Annotated in this window: 11 protein-coding genes; 2 read left to right on the top strand and 9 right to left on the bottom strand. The window is 67.2% G+C overall.

Annotated features, from left to right (window positions below; translation table 11 throughout):
* Positions 1 to 98: 98 nt before the first annotated feature.
* The 8 genes from clpX to OG326_RS10555 all read right to left on the bottom strand — a co-directional run bounded on the left by clpX (position 99) and on the right by OG326_RS10555 (position 9,645).
* On the bottom strand, positions 99 to 1,379 hold the full coding sequence (gene clpX / locus OG326_RS10590; RefSeq protein ID WP_327144450.1) for an ATP-dependent Clp protease ATP-binding subunit ClpX: 1,281 nt from the start codon (positions 1,377 to 1,379) through the stop codon (positions 99 to 101).
* Positions 1,380 to 1,655: 276 nt separating this feature from the next.
* Complete coding sequence (locus OG326_RS10585; RefSeq protein WP_327144449.1) at positions 1,656 to 2,327, bottom strand: ATP-dependent Clp protease proteolytic subunit; 672 nt, start codon at positions 2,325 to 2,327, stop codon at positions 1,656 to 1,658.
* A gap of 34 nt (positions 2,328 to 2,361) precedes the next feature.
* Entirely contained in the window at positions 2,362 to 2,946 is a 585-nt protein-coding gene (locus tag OG326_RS10580) for an ATP-dependent Clp protease proteolytic subunit (protein ID WP_297617686.1), read from the bottom strand.
* Positions 2,947 to 3,217: 271 nt separating this feature from the next.
* The gene (tig, locus tag OG326_RS10575; RefSeq protein ID WP_327144448.1) at positions 3,218 to 4,621 is read right to left on the bottom strand and encodes a trigger factor; all 1,404 of its coding nucleotides are present in this window, start codon (positions 4,619 to 4,621) and stop codon (positions 3,218 to 3,220) included.
* 166 nt (positions 4,622 to 4,787) lie between these two features.
* Positions 4,788 to 5,351, bottom strand: a complete 564-nt coding sequence (locus tag OG326_RS10570; RefSeq protein WP_327144447.1) for an FKBP-type peptidyl-prolyl cis-trans isomerase — start codon at positions 5,349 to 5,351, stop codon at positions 4,788 to 4,790.
* A gap of 68 nt (positions 5,352 to 5,419) precedes the next feature.
* Complete coding sequence (locus OG326_RS10565; RefSeq protein ID WP_327144446.1) at positions 5,420 to 6,886, bottom strand: serine/threonine-protein kinase; 1,467 nt, start codon at positions 6,884 to 6,886, stop codon at positions 5,420 to 5,422.
* A 10-nt stretch (positions 6,887 to 6,896) separates the two neighbouring features.
* Complete coding sequence (locus OG326_RS10560) at positions 6,897 to 8,141, bottom strand: DUF7373 family lipoprotein (protein WP_327144445.1); 1,245 nt, start codon at positions 8,139 to 8,141, stop codon at positions 6,897 to 6,899.
* Positions 8,128 to 9,645, bottom strand: a complete 1,518-nt coding sequence (locus tag OG326_RS10555) for a serine/threonine-protein kinase (RefSeq protein WP_327144444.1) — start codon at positions 9,643 to 9,645, stop codon at positions 8,128 to 8,130. Before OG326_RS10555 ends, OG326_RS10560 begins: the two co-directional genes overlap by 14 nt.
* A 200-nt stretch (positions 9,646 to 9,845) precedes the next feature.
* Between OG326_RS10555 and OG326_RS10550 the strand changes: the two genes are divergently transcribed.
* Together OG326_RS10550 and OG326_RS10545 are read left to right on the top strand one after the other, a co-directional pair.
* Positions 9,846 to 11,387 carry a 3' terminal RNA ribose 2'-O-methyltransferase Hen1 gene (locus OG326_RS10550; RefSeq protein WP_327144443.1) on the top strand — a complete coding sequence of 514 codons (1,542 nt, stop codon included), beginning with the start codon at positions 9,846 to 9,848 and terminating at the stop codon, positions 11,385 to 11,387.
* Positions 11,384 to 13,963 carry a polynucleotide kinase-phosphatase gene (locus tag OG326_RS10545; RefSeq protein WP_327144442.1) on the top strand — a complete coding sequence of 860 codons (2,580 nt, stop codon included), beginning with the start codon at positions 11,384 to 11,386 and terminating at the stop codon, positions 13,961 to 13,963. The genes OG326_RS10550 and OG326_RS10545 overlap by 4 nt, the downstream gene beginning before the upstream one ends.
* A gap of 110 nt (positions 13,964 to 14,073) precedes the next feature.
* Here the strand turns inward: OG326_RS10545 and OG326_RS10540 are convergent, their stop codons facing one another.
* On the bottom strand, positions 14,074 to 16,002 hold the full coding sequence (locus tag OG326_RS10540; protein ID WP_327144441.1) for a glycosyltransferase family 39 protein: 1,929 nt from the start codon (positions 16,000 to 16,002) through the stop codon (positions 14,074 to 14,076).
* Positions 16,003 to 16,062: the final 60 nt, after the last annotated feature.

The following is a 16,062-nucleotide window of genomic DNA, read 5'->3' as shown; positions in this document are numbered from 1 at the left end:
TAAACGCGCATGAAATGCCCTTATTTGCCGGCAAACGACAGCGGCTCCGCGAGAGGAATCTCGCGGAGCCGCTGTCGTTTCGAAGCTGGTGGAAACCCTTACGCCGACTTTTCGCGGCGCTCCGGGGATTGGCGCTTGCGCGGCACGATGGTCGGCAGCACATTGTCGTTCACGGTGGCCTCGTTGACGACGACCTTGGCGACATCGTCGCGGCTGGGGATGTCGTACATGACCGGGAGGAGGACCTCCTCCATGATGGCGCGCAGGCCACGAGCACCGGTGCCACGCAGAATCGCCTGGTCCGCAATGGCTTCCAGGGCGTCCTGGGTGAATTCCAGGTCAACGCCGTCCATTTCGAACAGGCGCACGTACTGCTTGACCAGTGCGTTCTTCGGCTCGGCCAGAATGCGGACGAGAGATTCCTTGTCCAGGTTGGTGACCGAGGCGACCACCGGGAGACGGCCGATGAATTCGGGGATGAGCCCGAACTTGATCAGGTCCTCCGGCATGACGTCGACGAAGTGATCGGCGGTATCGATCTCGGCCTTGGACCGGACCTCCGCGCCGAAACCGATGCCGCGCTTGCCGACTCGATCCTGCACGATCCGCTCCAGGCCCGCGAAGGCACCGGCGACGATGAACAGCACATTCGTGGTGTCGATCTGGATGAATTCCTGATGCGGATGCTTGCGACCGCCCTGCGGCGGCACCGAAGCCTGGGTGCCTTCCAGAATCTTCAGCAGCGCCTGCTGCACGCCCTCACCGGAAACGTCACGGGTGATGGACGGGTTCTCCGACTTGCGGGCGATCTTGTCGACCTCGTCGATGTAGATGATGCCCGTCTCGGCGCGCTTCACATCGTAATCGGCGGCCTGGATCAGCTTGAGCAGGATGTTCTCGACATCCTCACCGACATAACCGGCCTCGGTCAGTGCGGTGGCGTCCGCGATGGCGAACGGCACGTTCAGCATCTTGGCCAGGGTCTGCGCCAGATAGGTCTTACCGCAACCCGTCGGCCCCAGCATCAGAATATTCGACTTGGCCAGCTCGATCGTCTCGCCGCGCGAGTCACGACCCTTGTCGCCGGCCTGAATTCGCTTGTAGTGGTTGTACACCGCGACCGCGAGCGTTCTTTTCGCGGTGTCCTGCCCGATCACATACTGCTCGAGGAAGTCGCGGATTTCCGCGGGCTTCGGCAGCTCGTCGAGTTTGACCTCGCTGCTTTCGGCGAGCTCCTCCTCGATGATCTCGTTGCACAGATCGATGCACTCGTCGCAGATGTACACCCCTGGTCCCGCAATGAGCTTTTTGACCTGCTTCTGACTCTTCCCGCAGAAAGAGCACTTGAGCAGATCGCCGCCATCACCGATGCGCGCCATCTCCTGGGTCCCTACTTCCTTGTCCGCGTGCAACCGTCTGTCCTGGCTGCCGGCGAAGTGCCACCTATAAAGCGTAGCCGTCTCCCCAAGATGGGGGGATACGGCGTTTCGGCTGAATCAAAGCGGGCCGACAACCACGAGCCAAGGTCCCTAGAGTGACCGTACCTGTTTCTCGCGACCGAGGGCGACAACTTGAGCACGTTTCTCATCGGACATGTGCGTGGACTCACCCTCGCCCGGGTGGCGGGGACGCACCGGCCCCGCCACCCCCGCGCGTCACTTCTGGGCGCTGAGCTTGCGGTACGCGAACACCGTGTCGACGATGCCGTAGTCCTTGGCCTGTTCGGCGGTGAGGATCTTGTCGCGATCAGTGTCCTTGCGGATGGTCTCCGCGTCCTTGCCGGTGTGCAGCGCCAGCGTGGCTTCCATGAGCCGGCGCATGCGCTCGATCTCCGCGGCCTGGATCTCCAGGTCGGACACCTGACCCTGGATACCGCCCGAGGTGGACGGCTGGTGGATCAGAATCCGGGCGTTCGGCAGTGCGGCCCGCTTGCCGGGGGCGCCGGCGGCGAGCAGCACGGCGGCCGCGGAGGCGGCCTGGCCCAGGCACACCGTGACGACATCGGCGCGGACGTACTGCATGGTGTCGTAGATGGCCATCAGCGCGGTGAACGAGCCACCGGGCGAGTTGATGTACATGGTGATGTCGCGATCGGGGTCCTGCGACTCCAGCACCAGCAACTGCGCCATGATGTCGTTCGCCGAGGTGTCGTCGACCTGGGCGCCGAGGAAGATGATGCGCTCCTCGAACAGCTTGTTGTACGGGTCGGACGTCTTGACGCCGTAGGTGGTCTGCTCGGTGAACTGGGGCAGGATGTAGCGCGACTGCGGCAGCTGGGCACCGGCAGCGGCGAAGGTAATGCCCGCATCACGCGGATCGAATGACATATGCGTCTCCAAAGTCTGTGTGGTGGGCAGTGATCTAGCTGGCGCCGTTGGCCTGGCGCGCGTGCGTGACCACCTGGTCGATGAAGCCGTATTCGAGGGCTTCCGTCGGCGTGAACCAGCGGTCGCGGTCGGCGTCCTCGGTGACCTGCTCCACGGACTTGCCGGTGTGCAGCGCCTGCAGCTGATTGAGTTCCCGCTTGGTGTACGAGAACTGCTCGGCCTGGATGGCGATATCGGAGGCCGAACCACCGATACCGGCGGACGGCTGATGCATCATGATGCGCGAATGCGGCAGCGCGAAACGCTTGCCCTTCGCACCCGCGGCGAGCAGGAACTGACCCATGGACGCGGCCAAACCCATACCGACGGTGCGGATATCGCATTCGGCGAACTGCATGGTGTCGTAGATGGCCATACCCGCGGTGACCGAACCACCGGGCGAGTTGATGTAGAGCGAAATATCCCGCTCCGGATCCTCGGCCGACAGCAGCAGGATCTGCGCGCACAACTTGTTGGCGATGTCGTCATCGACCTGGCTGCCCAGGAAGATGATTCGCTCGCGCAGCAGGCGCTCGTAGACCGAATCACTGAGGTTCAGACCAGCAGTCGCGGATGTCATCTGCACCCCTGCCTGATTATTTGTCACGGATACCTGCCCTCTCTCACCGGCTCGGTCCCACCAAGCCCTACTGATCACTTAGAAGGTCCCAGCACTTAAGTTCCAGCGCTGACACAAACCCTAACGAAGCAGGGCGGTACCGAACTCCCGGTACCGCCCTGCTTCGCTCACAGCGCAAAACTTACGTGGGCGCTGACGCGGCCCGCTCCTCGGGGGGACTCTCGGGGTTCACACCCTCGAATCCCCAGGTAGCGCGGGCCTTTCGATATTATTACTTGACCTCGGCCTCGGCGGCTTCGGTCGCGTCGGCGACCTCGGCCAGCTCCTCGGCGGAAACTTCCTCGGCCTCTTCGGCAGGGTTGCCGAACATTTCCGCGGTGTCCACGGCATTGCCGTCGGTGTCGGTGACGGTCGCGGCGACGACCACACCGGCGAGGGCCTTACCGCGGCGCACGTCGGCGAACACGGCGCCCAGCTGACCGGCCTGCTGGATCTGCTGGATGAACTGATCGGGCGACATGCCGTAGCGCTGCGCCTGGAAGATGATCCGCTCGTACAGCTCGTCCTGGCCGACCTGGGTGTTCTCCGCCTCGGCGACGGCATCCAGCAGCAGCTGGGTCTTGACCGACTTCTCGGCCGACTCCTTGGTGTCCTTGTCGAACTCCTCGCGGGAGGAGCCCTCGGCCTCGAGCGCCTCGGCCAGCTTGGCCTCGTCGTGGTCGAAACCGTGCACGGCGTCGTGGACCACGGCGTCGATCTCGGCCTGGACGACCTTCTCCGGCAGCGGGATCTCGACGGTCTCCAGCAGGGTCTCAAGGACCTTGTCGCGGATGGCGCCGGCCTGCTCGACCTTCTTGACGCGCTCGACGCGGGTCTTGAGGTCGGCCTTCAGCTCGTCGATGGTGTCGAATTCGCTTGCCAGCTGGGCGAACTCGTCGTCCGCCTCGGGCAGCTCGCGCTCCTTGACCGACTGCACGGTGACGGTGATGACCGCATCCTGGCCCGCGTGCTCACCGGCGACGAGCTTCGAGGTGAAGTCCTTCGCCTCGGTGGCCTTGAGGCCGATCAGGGTCTCATCGAGGCCCTCGATGAGCTGGCCGGAACCGACCTCGTGCGACAGACCGGTGGTGGAGGCCTCTTCGACCTCGACGCCGTCGACGGTGGCCGACAGGTCGATGGAGACGAAGTCGCCGTCCTGGATCTCGCGCTCGACGGCATTCAGGGTGCCGAAGCGCTGGCGCAGCGAGCTGAGCTGCTCCTCGATGTCCTCGTCCTTGATCTCGATCGGATCGACGGTGACGGCGATGGTCGAGAAGTCGGGGAGGGTGATCTCCGGGCGCACATCCACCTCGGCGGTGAAGGTGAGCTCGTCGCCGTCTTCGATCTTGGTGATCTCGATCTCGGGCTGGCCGATGACCTTGACCTCGGTGGCGATCACAGCATCGCTGTAGCGCTTCGGGAGCACGTCGTTGACGACCTGCTCCAGGACCGCGCCACGGCCGACGCGCGCTTCGATGAGCTTGGCAGGGGCCTTACCCGGACGGAAGCCGGGGATCTTGATCTGCCCTGCGAGCGCCTTGTATGCCTTGTCGAAGTCCGGCTTCAGCTCCTCGAAGGGCACCTCGACGTTGATCCGGACCCGGGTCGGGCTCAGCTGCTCGACGGTGCTCTTCACGGACATGCTCCTTGCATTCGTATTAGTGGTCTGATGTTCGGTCCCCCCGATCGCATCCCGACCAGGTTAGTTGACCGGTGCCGAAGGCGGGTAACCGGTCAGGGCAGACGCCGCCCCGGCGACTGGTCCGAAGCCCAGTCGCCCTGGTACAGCGCTCGCGCCCTAGCTAACCGACCTTGACCGCATCGGTGACGAACACCAGCGTCTCGTTCGGCTTGATGCCGTGGCCGCCCGCGCCGTAGCCGAGGTTCGGCGGCACGATGAGCAGTCGGCGGGCGCCCTGCTGGACGCCGATCAGGCCCTGATCCCAGCCCTTGATGACCTCGCCGGCGCCCAGGTTGAGTGGGAAGGTCTCGCCGCGATCGAAGGAGCTGTCCAGCTTCTTCTTGTCCGACCAGGTGATCAGGGTGTAGTTCATGGTCAGCTGCTGCCCGGCCTGCGCGCCCGGACCGCTGCCCGCGACCAGATCCTTGACGATCAGGGTCTTGGGCGGATCGCAGTCGGTCGGAATGGTGATCTTGGGTGCGGTGCCGAACCCGCCGTCGACCTTGACGTCGTCGGCGGTGCACTCGCGCCCGGTGCTCTGCGCGGCGGTGCTCGCCTGCGCGGCGGAGCTCGCGGCGGTGCTCGTCGAATCCGCCTTGGTGTCGTTGCTACTGCCGCAGCCCGCCATCAACAGCACCGCCGCCGCAACCGCGCCGATCGATCCGACCTTGCCCAACAACCGCATTCCCGCTCCTCACCGAGTCTCGGACCGCCGCAAAGACTTGCGGCACCGGGCCGAAACTACACGGTCGCTCAGATCGGTGCGGTGGGCCACCACTGGTCGTAGAGATCTCGGCCGGAATTCGTGGAGCTGATCGCCAGGCCACAGAAATTTCGGGACGGACCATCGAAGAACACGGTCAACTCACCACCCTTGTCGCGGGCAGCGGCCGGATTCGCCGTACTCCAGCTGATGCTCCCCGACCCCGAGGGGCGGCTCCACGCGGCCGTCCCGTCGACCGCACCCGGCGGTATGCGGTCCGAGGCGGCGATAGCCGTGCGGTCGCCGGAACAGTCGACGGTCAGTTCGGAGACCGGGTGACCGTCGCCCATGCACAGCAGATGCGCCGAGGACCCCACATGGTCGAGTGGCGCCACAGTCGCGTTCTCGTCCATCGGAGCGCAGCTGAGGCCCTGGTATCCCCTGCTGTCCGGCGTGGCCGGCAGCAGCTCCCGGAACGCGTCGACGATGAAACCGTATGCGCCCCAAGCAGAGACCGCTGCGGTGCTGGACGATGGCTGCGTCACAGCGGCCCTCGCACCCGGATTCTCCGAGTGGGATCTCAGCACGATCGTCGCCGTGGTCGCGGCGAGTGCCAGCGCCAGCACCGCGCCGAGGGCGATGCGGGCGCGCCGGCGACGAGGGCGCACGACAATCGGGGCAGCGTCACCCCGCAGCGCGGCGGCCGCCGCCCAGGCGAGCGCACCGCAGCTGTCGTAACGCTCCCGAGGATCCTTGGCCAGCGCGCACCGGAGTACGTTGTCGAAACCCACTGGCACAGCGGGATTCACGCGGCTGGGTTGCGGTACGGGCGCGGTGAGATGGGCATGCATCAGCGCGGCCGCCGTCTCGTGCGGGAACGGCACCGTGCCGGTGAGCAGTTGGTACAGGGTGCAGCCGAGCGCATAGATGTCCGCCCGGTGATCCGCGCGATCTCCCCGGATCTGCTCCGGCGACAGATACGCGAGTGTTCCCGCCACCGCTCCGGGCAGCGTCACAGATTCGTCTGTCACACAGGCGATTCCGAAGTCGGCCACCAATACACGTTCCGCTCCGCCCGCACCCGCCTCGATGAGCAGATTGGCGGGCTTCACATCACGGTGCAGCAGTCCGGAGCGATGCGCGGCGTCGAGCCCGTGTGCCGCATCGGTGATGAGGGCCACCGCGTGCGCGGGCGCCAGTCCGCCCGGATGCTGCTCGATCAGCGTCGCCGCGTCGTACCCCTCCACGAATTGCATGGCGATCCAGAGCAGATCGCCGGTCGCGCCGCAGTCGTGGACGGCGACGATATTGGGATGGTCCAGGCGCGCGGCCAGTTCCGCCTCACGCAGGAACCGGGCGCGGAATTCCGGGCCGTTCGCGGACCCGAGCACCTTGAGGGCATTTCTCCTGGGCAACCGCGGATGCCGGGCGAGGTAGACCTCCGCCGTCCGTCCCGAACCCAGCGTGCTCTCGATCTGGTACCCGGCAACCGACGTACCAGGTGGCAACCCCCGCATCGTCCGAACCCTATCGAGTCTTCACCAGCAGTGCGTACTCCGCGGCGGCCTTCTGCTGGACGGCCTGCGCGCTCGAGCCGTAAACCTTTGCGAGATAACGCCCGTCCAGCACATCGCACCCGTACTGCTGTTCACGGGCCAGCTCCGCAACGGTGCTGTCCTGGACACAGACCGCGTCGGGAACCCCCTTGGGCGCTGCGACGGGGGAACCGTTCGACGCGTCGAACACGACCATCTTCTGGAAGATGCTGCGCGCGGCGACGGCATCGGCGAAGCGGCTCAGGGTCTCCGGGCCGATGCGGGCTATCCGCTCGGCCCGGGGCAGGTCGTGGGTATCGCCCTGCCGATATGCCGCCTGGGCGATCGCGGGCCCGAAAACGATGCCGGTCGTACGCCGGAATCCGCCCCATCCGGCGATGCTGCCGAAATCCTGCCGGGACGAACCGGGGTAGGGCCACTTTCCCGGTCTGGCGGGCACCATGCGGCGCAGCATGCCATCGCGGTCGAGAGAGAGCGCGGACAGTTTGTCGGCGGGGGTCGGCGCGAGGGAATCCAGAGGCGGCAATTCGGCGGCGAAGGCGGCGGCCGCCGCGGCCGTCAAGGCGGCCAGGTCGGTGGTCGACGGCTGCGCGATGAACACGGTGACGAGGTAGGGACCGTGGGCCAGAGACGCCGCGAGCGTCGGAACCTGCGGACGCCAATGGCTGTGCGCCTCGGCATGATTCGGAATCGTGACCGCCACATTGTCCGGGCTGACGGCGAAATCCGCGGCGTCGACGTCTCGTGCGGCGTCCTGAGCCGCCGCATCATCACGCATGCGCAGAACGGTGATGCGCATCGCCCGCGAGGTGCCTACTCGAGGGAGCGAGTCGAGGGGCACATCGGCGCTCGCGACGCTGACCCCGGCGACCATGCCGTGCGAGATCAAAGTCCCGCGCGCCGCATCCGCGAGAATGCCGACCGTTTGCATCGGGGTGGGAACCGGCGCGACCCAGTTCGAGGTCAGGGCAGGGTCGATGGTCGACGGAATGACCAAAGTGTCTGCCATTCGGGCCGATTCGATCAGCCGGCCGTACGCTTCATCACCATCGGGCGGTTCGGCCAGCGGCTCGATACTGTATCCACCGACGTCGAGCTGGGTCAGATCCGGTGTCTCGGCACGCGGAGTGCCCGAGTTCGCACCGCAGCCGCTGACCAGAACCATGGTCGCCGCGAGACCGGCGAGAACACGCCCCGCGCTGTCAGATCGGCACATTCGGCCACCACCTGTCGTGCAGATCCTGTCCGGTCGTCAGATCACCGAACGCGATGAGCTGGCAGTAGTTGCGTGACGCGTTGTCGAAGGCCACAACGAGTTCACCGTAGAGATTTCCCGTATCCATCTGCGCCGCTCCCCAGGTGAGCACCCCGCTCCCGGAGGTTCGGGTCCACGGCTCCGACTTCGTCGGCCCGGTGAAGGTGGCGATGGCATCCTGCGGAAGCGGTATGTGTTCGGTGGAACACACCACATACAGCTGCGTCAGCGGGTCGCCGTCCCCCTCGCAGTACAGCGCGGCGAGGACGCCTTTCACGCCCAGCGGAGCGGTCGCGGGAATCCCGGCGGTCGTGAAGGGTTTTTCCTCATCCATTGTCTGACAGTGAATTCCCCGATATCCGGTGTCGACCGGTGTCGGGGGAAGGAGATCGGGGAACGTGGCGATCACGAATCCGTAGACACCCCATGGACCGGAGGTGTCCGACGCCGGCGTCGTGGTCGGTGGCGGGATGGCCCGTGACGAGGTCCCGGCCGCCGAGACCTGCGAGGAGGTCGCGCGCCAGGCCACGGCCCCGCCCGCGACGAGAACCAGAATCGCGAAACCCATGGCCAGCAGGGCCGTTCGCTTCCGGATGCGGGATCGCCGGGGCGGAGCTATCGGCGCGGGCTCCGCTCGCAGCGCCGCTGCGGCGGCCAGAGCGAGCGCACCACAGCTCGGATACCGATCGGCCGGATCCTTCGCCATCGCACGGGCGATGACGTCGTCGAATTGTGTGGGAACAGCGGTATTGAGGAGCGAGGGGCGCGGCGGCGGCTCGCAGAGGTGCGCGTACATGACCGCCGCGGGCGTCGGACGCGGGAACGGGAGGGATCCGGTCAGAAGCTGATGCAGCGTGCAGCCGAGCGCGTACACGTCGACCCGATGGTCGACCGGCGCGGCACTGATCTGTTCGGGTGCGGCGTAGGACACCGTGGCGAGCACCTCGCCTGCCGCGGTCAGTACCGTGGATTCGCCTACGGCCCTGGCGATTCCGAAGTCCGTCACCAGCACCCGGTACGAACCGTCCGGGTTGACGGCGATCAGGATATTGGCGGGTTTGACATCTCGGTGCAGCAGGCCGGCGGCATGCGCGGCGTCCAGGCCGCGCGCCGCTTCCTCGATGATGTGCACCGCGCGCCACGGTGGCAGCCCGGCGGGATCGCGAGCGATGAGATCGGAGGCGTCGCAGCCCTGCACGTACTGCATGGCGATCCAGAGGCAGCCGTCGTCCATGCCGCGGTCGTGAATGGCGACGATATTCGGATGGCGCAGGCGCGCGGCCAATTCGGCCTCCCGCAGGAAGCGGGCCCGGAATTCCTGATCCGCGCTCGCGGCGGGTGGCAGCACCTTCAGGGCGTCTTCGCGGGGCAGCCGAGGATGCCGTGCGAGATAGACCGTTCCCATTCCACCCGCACCGAGCTTGCCCTCGATGCGGTAACCCCCGAAAATCTCCCCAGGTAACACGCTCCAGAGTTTGGGGCTCACACCTGGGCGCGTCAAAGCGGCGGCGGCGAAATTGCCTGAGCAGCTGCGCATGCGGAAATTCCGGACCGGAAAACGCGGCGCGCGCACCACCGGCGGAGGACGGGCGCCGCCGTAGATACCCGGACATGCGAGACGCTAATTGGTTTGCCGGGGTGGTGGACATGCGGGAGCATCCCAGAATGCTGTTGACGATTTCTTGTACGCGACCCGAGGGCGCCGGTTGGCCGGCCTCCGATCTGGGCTTTCTGCTGCACAAGAATCCGGCGCGCATACAGAGCTTCGAGCAGTCCTACGGTGTGGCGCATGTGCTGTACCCGGAGGCCACCGAGGAGAGGTGCACCGCGGCGCTGCTGCTGGAGATCGATCCGGTGCGGCTGGTGCGGGGAAAGTCCAAGGGCGCACCGGAATTCAGTCTGGCGCAGTATGTGAACGATCGGCCCTATGCGGCATCCTCGCTGGTGTCGGTGGCCATCTCCACGGTCTTCGGTTCGGCGTTGCACGGGCGGTGCGCGCAGCGGCCGGAGCTGGTCGAGACCGCGCTGCCGCTGCGGATCGAACTGCCCGCGGTGCCGTGCCGGGGTGGCGCGGCGGATGCCGAGCGCGTGTTCGCACCGCTGGGCTGGACGGTGAGCGCCACTCCCCTGCCGCTGGATCCGGCGTTCCCGGAATGGGGCGACTCGCACTATCTGCGGCTCGAACTCACCGGCACGCTGCGGCTGGCCGACGCCCTGGCCCACCTCTATGTGCTGCTGCCGGTTCTCGATGGCAGCAAGCACTATTTCCTCGACACCGCCGAGATCGACAAACTGCTGCGCTTCGGCGAGGGCTGGCTGGCAGCGCATCCCGAGCGCACCTGGATCACCCGCCGGTATCTGGCCCGGCGGCACTCCCTCGTACACGCCGCGCTCGCCCGCCTCGCCGAACTGGACGACCGTGAGCCGGAGGAGCTCGGCGCGGTGGAGGAGAACTCCGACGACCTCGCGGCCGAACTGGCCTCGGCCACCGCCGGATTCGCGCTCGGCGATGGGCCGTGCGATATCGCGGTGTCGCGGGACGCCGCGCTTTCCTGTGATGCCGCTGGACCTGTCGGCGAACAGGGGCCGTCGCTGGCAGTGCTCCGGCGGGCGGCGGTAATCGGGGCGTTGCGGGAGGTCGGGGCGAGCCGGGTGCTGGATCTCGGGTGCGGGGAGGGAGCATTGTTGCGGGAGTTGGTGGCGGACAGCAGTTTCGGTGAGATCGTGGGGGTGGACGTGTCTATTCGGGCATTGCGGATTGCACAGCGGCGGATGCGGCGGTTGCCGGAGCGGCAGGCGCAGCGGGTGAGCATGCGGCAGGGGGCGCTGACGTATGCGGACGCGTCGCTGCGGGGATATGACGCCGCGGTGCTCATGGAGGTGATCGAGCATGTGGATCCGCCTCGGCTGGGCGCGCTGGAGCACACGGTGTTCCGGGCCGCGGCGCCGCGCGCGGTGATCGTCACGACACCGAACAGTGAGTACAACGCGCTGTACGAAACCTTGACGGCGGGCACCTTCCGGCACTCGGACCACCGATTCGAGTGGAGCCGTGCGGAATTCGCGGAGTGGGCCGGGCAGGTGGGCGAAACGTACGGCTACAGCGTGCGATTCGAGCCGGTCGGCCCCGAGGATCCGGAATTCGGCGCGTCCACTCAGCTGGCCGTATTCACCAGGACCACCGAGGAAATGGGGGCCGCGTCATGACGGAACTGGCTGTCCCGGTGCTGTCACTGGTCGTGTTGATCGGCAGCACCGGTTCCGGGAAATCGACGTTCGCGCACAAGCACTTTCCATCGACCGCGATCCTGTCCTCGGATGCCTATCGCGGCATTGTGAGCGATGACGAGACCGATCAGTCGGCGACCGCCGACGCCTTCGCACTGCTGCACCATGTGGCCGGGGTGCGGCTGCGCCGCGGGCTGCGCACCGTGGTCGACGCGACCAATGTGCAGCCGAAAGCGCGGCAGCAGCTGATCGAATTGGCGCGGGCGCACGATGTGCTGCCGGTGGCCATTGTGCTGGACGTGCCGGATCAGATCTGTGTGGAACGCAATGCGGGACGGCCCGATCGCGCGGATCTGGGTCCGCACGTGGTGGCCCGGCACAGCCGGGACCTGCGGCGCAGTCTGAAATTCCTGGAGCGCGAAGGCTTCCGGAAGGTACACGTGCTGCGCGGCGTCGCGGAGATCGAGGCGGCCACCGTCGCCGACGAGCGACTGTGGAACGACAAGCGCGAGCTCACCGGGCCGTTCGATGTGATCGGCGATGTGCACGGCTGCCGGAGCGAATTGGAGACGCTGCTGGGCGAACTCGGCTACGTCCTGAGCCGCGACGATGCCGGGCGAGCCGTCGGCGCGAGTCACCCGGCGGGCCGCACCGCCGTATTCGTCGGCGACCTGGTCGATCGCGGCCCGGACACACCGGGCGTGCTGCGCCTCGTCATGGGCATGGTCGGTTCCGGACATGCCCTGTGCGTCACCGGAAACCATGAATTCAAGCTGGTGCGCGCGCTCGACGGCCGCAAGGTGAAGGTCGCACACGGCCTCGCCGAATCGATGGCGCAGCTGGGAGCCGAGAGCGAGCAGTTCCGCAAGACCGCACAGGAGTTCATGCGCGGACTGGTCAGCCACTATGTACTGGACGGCGGCAACCTGGTCGTGGCGCACGCCGGCCTGAAGCAGGAGTACCACGGCCGTAGTTCCGGGCGGGTGCGCGAGTTCGCCATGTATGGCGAATCCACCGGGGAGACCGACGAATACGGGCTTCCGGTGCGCTACCCGTGGGCCAATGACTACCGCGGTCAGGCGCTGGTCCTGTACGGGCACACGCCCATGTCCACTCTGGTCTGGGTCAACAACACCCTGTGCCTGGACACCGGCGTGGTCTTCGGCGGGCAGCTCACCGCGCTGCGCTATCCGGAGCGGGAGCCGGTGGCCGTTGCGGCGGAACAGGTCTGGTACGAGCCGACCCGCCCGCTGCAGCCCGCCACCCTGGTGCCCGGCACCGGTGTGGTGCACCGCGATCCGGGTGTGCTGGACCTGGACGATGTGATCGGCCGCCGCGTGGTGGAGACCCGGCACCTGGGTCGCGTAGGGGTGCAGGAGGATGCGGCCGCCGCCGCACTGGAGGTGGTGAGCCGCTTCGCCGTCGATCCGCGCTGGCTGGTCTATCTGCCGCCGACCATGTCATCCTGTGCCACGTCGACGGTGGAGGGCCATCTGGAGCACCCCGCACAGGCCTTCGAGTACTACCGCTCCGAAGGCGTCGAGACCGTGATGTGCGAGGAGAAGCACATGGGCTCGCGCGCCGTCGTGGTCGTGGCGCGCTCGGCGGCAGCCGCCCGGGATCGCTTCGGCGTGGACGACGGCAGTACCGGAGCGGTGTACACCCGCACCGGCCGTCCGTTCTTCGACAGCACCGCTCAGACCGAAGCGCTGCTCGACGGCGTGCGCGTCGCGGCCGAAAAGGCCGGGCTCTTCGAGGAACTCGATACGGAGTGGCTGGCGCTCGATACCGAATTGCTGCCCTGGTCGGCCAAGGCGCTGGGCCTGCTGCGCACTCAGTACGCGGCGGTCGGCGCGGCGGCGCGCGCTTCCCTGGGCGCGGCCGCCCAGATGCTGACGGCCGTGCGCGAAAGGGGTGTGGACGTAGCCGATCTGACCGAGCGCACCCGCGCGCGCGAAGCGGACGCGCAGGCATTCACCACCGCGTACGGCCGCTACTGCTGGCCGGTCGACGGACTGGCGGGTGTGCGCCTCGCGCCGTTCCAGATCCTCGCCGGGCACGGCGCGAACTATGCGGTGCGCGAACACAACTGGCATCTGGAGCTCATCGACCGCCTGGTCGCCGCCGATCCCGGCCTGTTCACACCGACTCGGCGGCTACTCGTCGATCTCGCCGATGCCGAGGGTGAAGCCGCGGCGACGGCGTGGTGGAGCGAGCTCACCGCGGCGGGCGGCGAGGGCATGGTGGTCAAGCCGATCGGCGCACTGGTCACCGGAACCGGCACCCGCAGTAGCCGTCCGGTGCAGCCGGGCGTGAAATGCCGTGGGCCGGAATACCTCCGGATCATCTACGGGCCGGAGTATCTGCGCCCGGAGAACCTGCGCCGCCTGCGGCAGCGCGGGCTCGGCGGGAAACGCTCACTGGCACTGCGGGAATACGCGCTGGGCCTGGAGTCGCTGGATCGTCTCGCGGCCGGGGAACCGCTGTGGCGGGTGCACGAGGCGGTGTTCGCGGTGCTGGCACTGGAGACCGAGCCGATCGATCCACGGCTGTAGAGATCCACGGCGGCTGTGGCGATCCAGGGCGGCTGTGGCGATCCACGGCGGCACAGCCGAAAGCGTCGGTGCGGGCCGGAACATCCGGCTCCGGCCCGCACCGCCCCTCACTACCCGGTCACGCGCGGAACGGTCAGGTCGTACATGATGACCCCGTCCACAGTGGTGGCCGTGTAATGATCCTTTACCCAGCCGGTGATCTTCGAACCCTCCGAGACCTGCCGCTGCGGCGGACCGTGCCGCTCCTCGGTCGCGATGTAATAGTGGATCCGGCTCTCGGCGACGTCCTGCTGGAATTTCTCCAGCGTCGGCGCGGGATCGCCACCGCTGAACCCGCCCACCGCCATGACCGGGAAGTCCGCGGCCAGTTGATAGGTGGCCGCATCACTGGAGCCGATGGTGGCGGCGACCCAGGTGTAGGCATTGCCATTGCTCTCGAGCAGCGCCAGCACCTTATCGGTGGGTGCGGTCGTGAACGGGAAACCCCGGGCGGGCTCCTTGGCCGCCGGCGCCTCCGCCTCCGGCTCGTCAGCGCCGCCCGCATTCCCGAAGTTCGGGAAGACCGGATCGGGATGCGGACCGCCCCGCACGATCCCACCGGTGTGCGGCAGGCGCAGGGTCTCCACCGCATACGCGGCCGGGGCCGCCAGTCCGGCGAACAGTGCGGCCGAGAGGGTCACGATCGTCAGCGTGCGACCGGTCCGGACGAGCAGTCCGAGGACGGCCACCACCGCGACGCCGACGATCACCCAGCGCAGCCAGGGCACGAAATCCGTGGTGCGCGAGAGCAATACCCAGGCCGTCAGCGCCGTGAGCGCCATGCTCAGCGCCAGTGCGCCGCGCACCCAGCCCCGATCGCGCTCCCGCCACAGCACCACGCTGCCGATCCCCACCACTCCCGCGAGCGCGGGAGCCAGTGCCACCGTGTAGTACTCGTGGAACGTTCCGCTCATGAGGCTGAAGACCAGCGCGGTCACCACACCCCAGCCACCGAACAGCAGTAGCGCGGCCCGTTTGCGATCGGTCCGAGGCGCCCTGCCGCACAGCAGGATCGCCCCGGCCAGCAGCACCAGCGAGGCCGGAATCAGCCACGCGATCTGCCCGCCCACCGTCTCGTTGAACAGGCGCTGCAGACCGGCCTGACCGCCGAACGGGTTGAATTTCCCCTTCATCTCCGGGTTGTCACCGAAGCTCCGGTTATTGCTGAGCCGGTCCAGGCCGTTGTATCCGAGAGTCAGCTCGATAATCGAATTGTGCTGGGAGCCACCGAAATACGGTCGATCATCGGCGGGCCAGAGCTGAGCGACCAGTACCCACCAGCCGGCTCCGGCGACCATGGCCGCACCGGCCGCCACCAGCTGCACGATGCGCTTGCCCAGCTTCGGCGGTCCGGCGAACAGATAGGTCGCCGCGAGCGCGGGCAGCACCAGCATCACCTGCAATTGCTTTGCCAGGAAACCGAATCCGACGAGCACCCCGCACAGCAGCAGCCAGCGCCAGCGGCCGTCCTCGACCGCCCGCAGCATGGCCCACACCGCCGCGATCATCAGGAAGACCAGGAAGGCGTCCGGATTGTTGTACCGGAACATCAGTGCCGCAACGGGAGTCAGCGCCAGTACCAGGCCGGCCAGCAGTCCGGCCGACGCACCGAAGTACCGCCGCACGATCACCCACAGCAGCGCCACCGAAGCCACGCCGAGCAGCACCTGCGGCAGCAGCATGCTGAAGCTGCTGAAACCCAGCAGGCGGGCCGACAGCTCCATGGGCCAGAAGGACGCGGGCGTCTTGTCGACGGTGATGGCATTGGCCCAGTCCGAGGAGCCGAAGAAGAACGCCTTCCACGATCTGGCCCCGGACTGCACGGCGGCGGCGTAGAACGAATTGGCCCAGCCGCTGGCGGTCAGCCTCCACAGGTACGCGGCGGCGGTGCCGATCAGCAGCACCGCGAGCGCCGCGTACTCACGCCGGGTCGCCCGCCCCGCGATCGGCTGTGGACCGCCGGGTCGCGCTTCCGGCGACGTAATCGCTGTATCGATCATGCAGGCCAACCTCCAAGACGGCACCACACTCGGCGCTGCGATTGCACTGGGAGATAGCTG

Source organism: Nocardia sp. NBC_01327 (genome assembly GCF_035958815.1).
Taxonomy (GTDB): Bacteria; Actinomycetota; Actinomycetes; order Mycobacteriales; family Mycobacteriaceae; genus Nocardia.
This window is presented reverse-complemented; position numbering and strand designations above follow the sequence as displayed.

Coding starts and splice junctions, on each gene's coding strand:
- clpX (WP_327144450.1), bottom strand. CDS start 1,379: ATGGCGCGCATCGGTGATGGCGGCGATCTGCTCAAGTGCTCTTTCTGC.
- OG326_RS10585 (WP_327144449.1), bottom strand. CDS start 2,327: ATGTCATTCGATCCGCGTGATGCGGGCATTACCTTCGCCGCTGCCGGT.
- OG326_RS10580 (WP_297617686.1), bottom strand. CDS start 2,946: ATGACATCCGCGACTGCTGGTCTGAACCTCAGTGATTCGGTCTACGAG.
- OG326_RS10570 (WP_327144447.1), bottom strand. CDS start 5,351: ATGCGGTTGTTGGGCAAGGTCGGATCGATCGGCGCGGTTGCGGCGGCG.
- OG326_RS10565 (WP_327144446.1), bottom strand. CDS start 6,886: ATGCGGGGGTTGCCACCTGGTACGTCGGTTGCCGGGTACCAGATCGAG.
- OG326_RS10560 (WP_327144445.1), bottom strand. CDS start 8,141: ATGTGCCGATCTGACAGCGCGGGGCGTGTTCTCGCCGGTCTCGCGGCG.
- OG326_RS10550 (WP_327144443.1), top strand. CDS start 9,846: ATGCTGTTGACGATTTCTTGTACGCGACCCGAGGGCGCCGGTTGGCCG.
- OG326_RS10545 (WP_327144442.1), top strand. CDS start 11,384: ATGACGGAACTGGCTGTCCCGGTGCTGTCACTGGTCGTGTTGATCGGC.
- OG326_RS10540 (WP_327144441.1), bottom strand. CDS start 16,002: ATGATCGATACAGCGATTACGTCGCCGGAAGCGCGACCCGGCGGTCCA.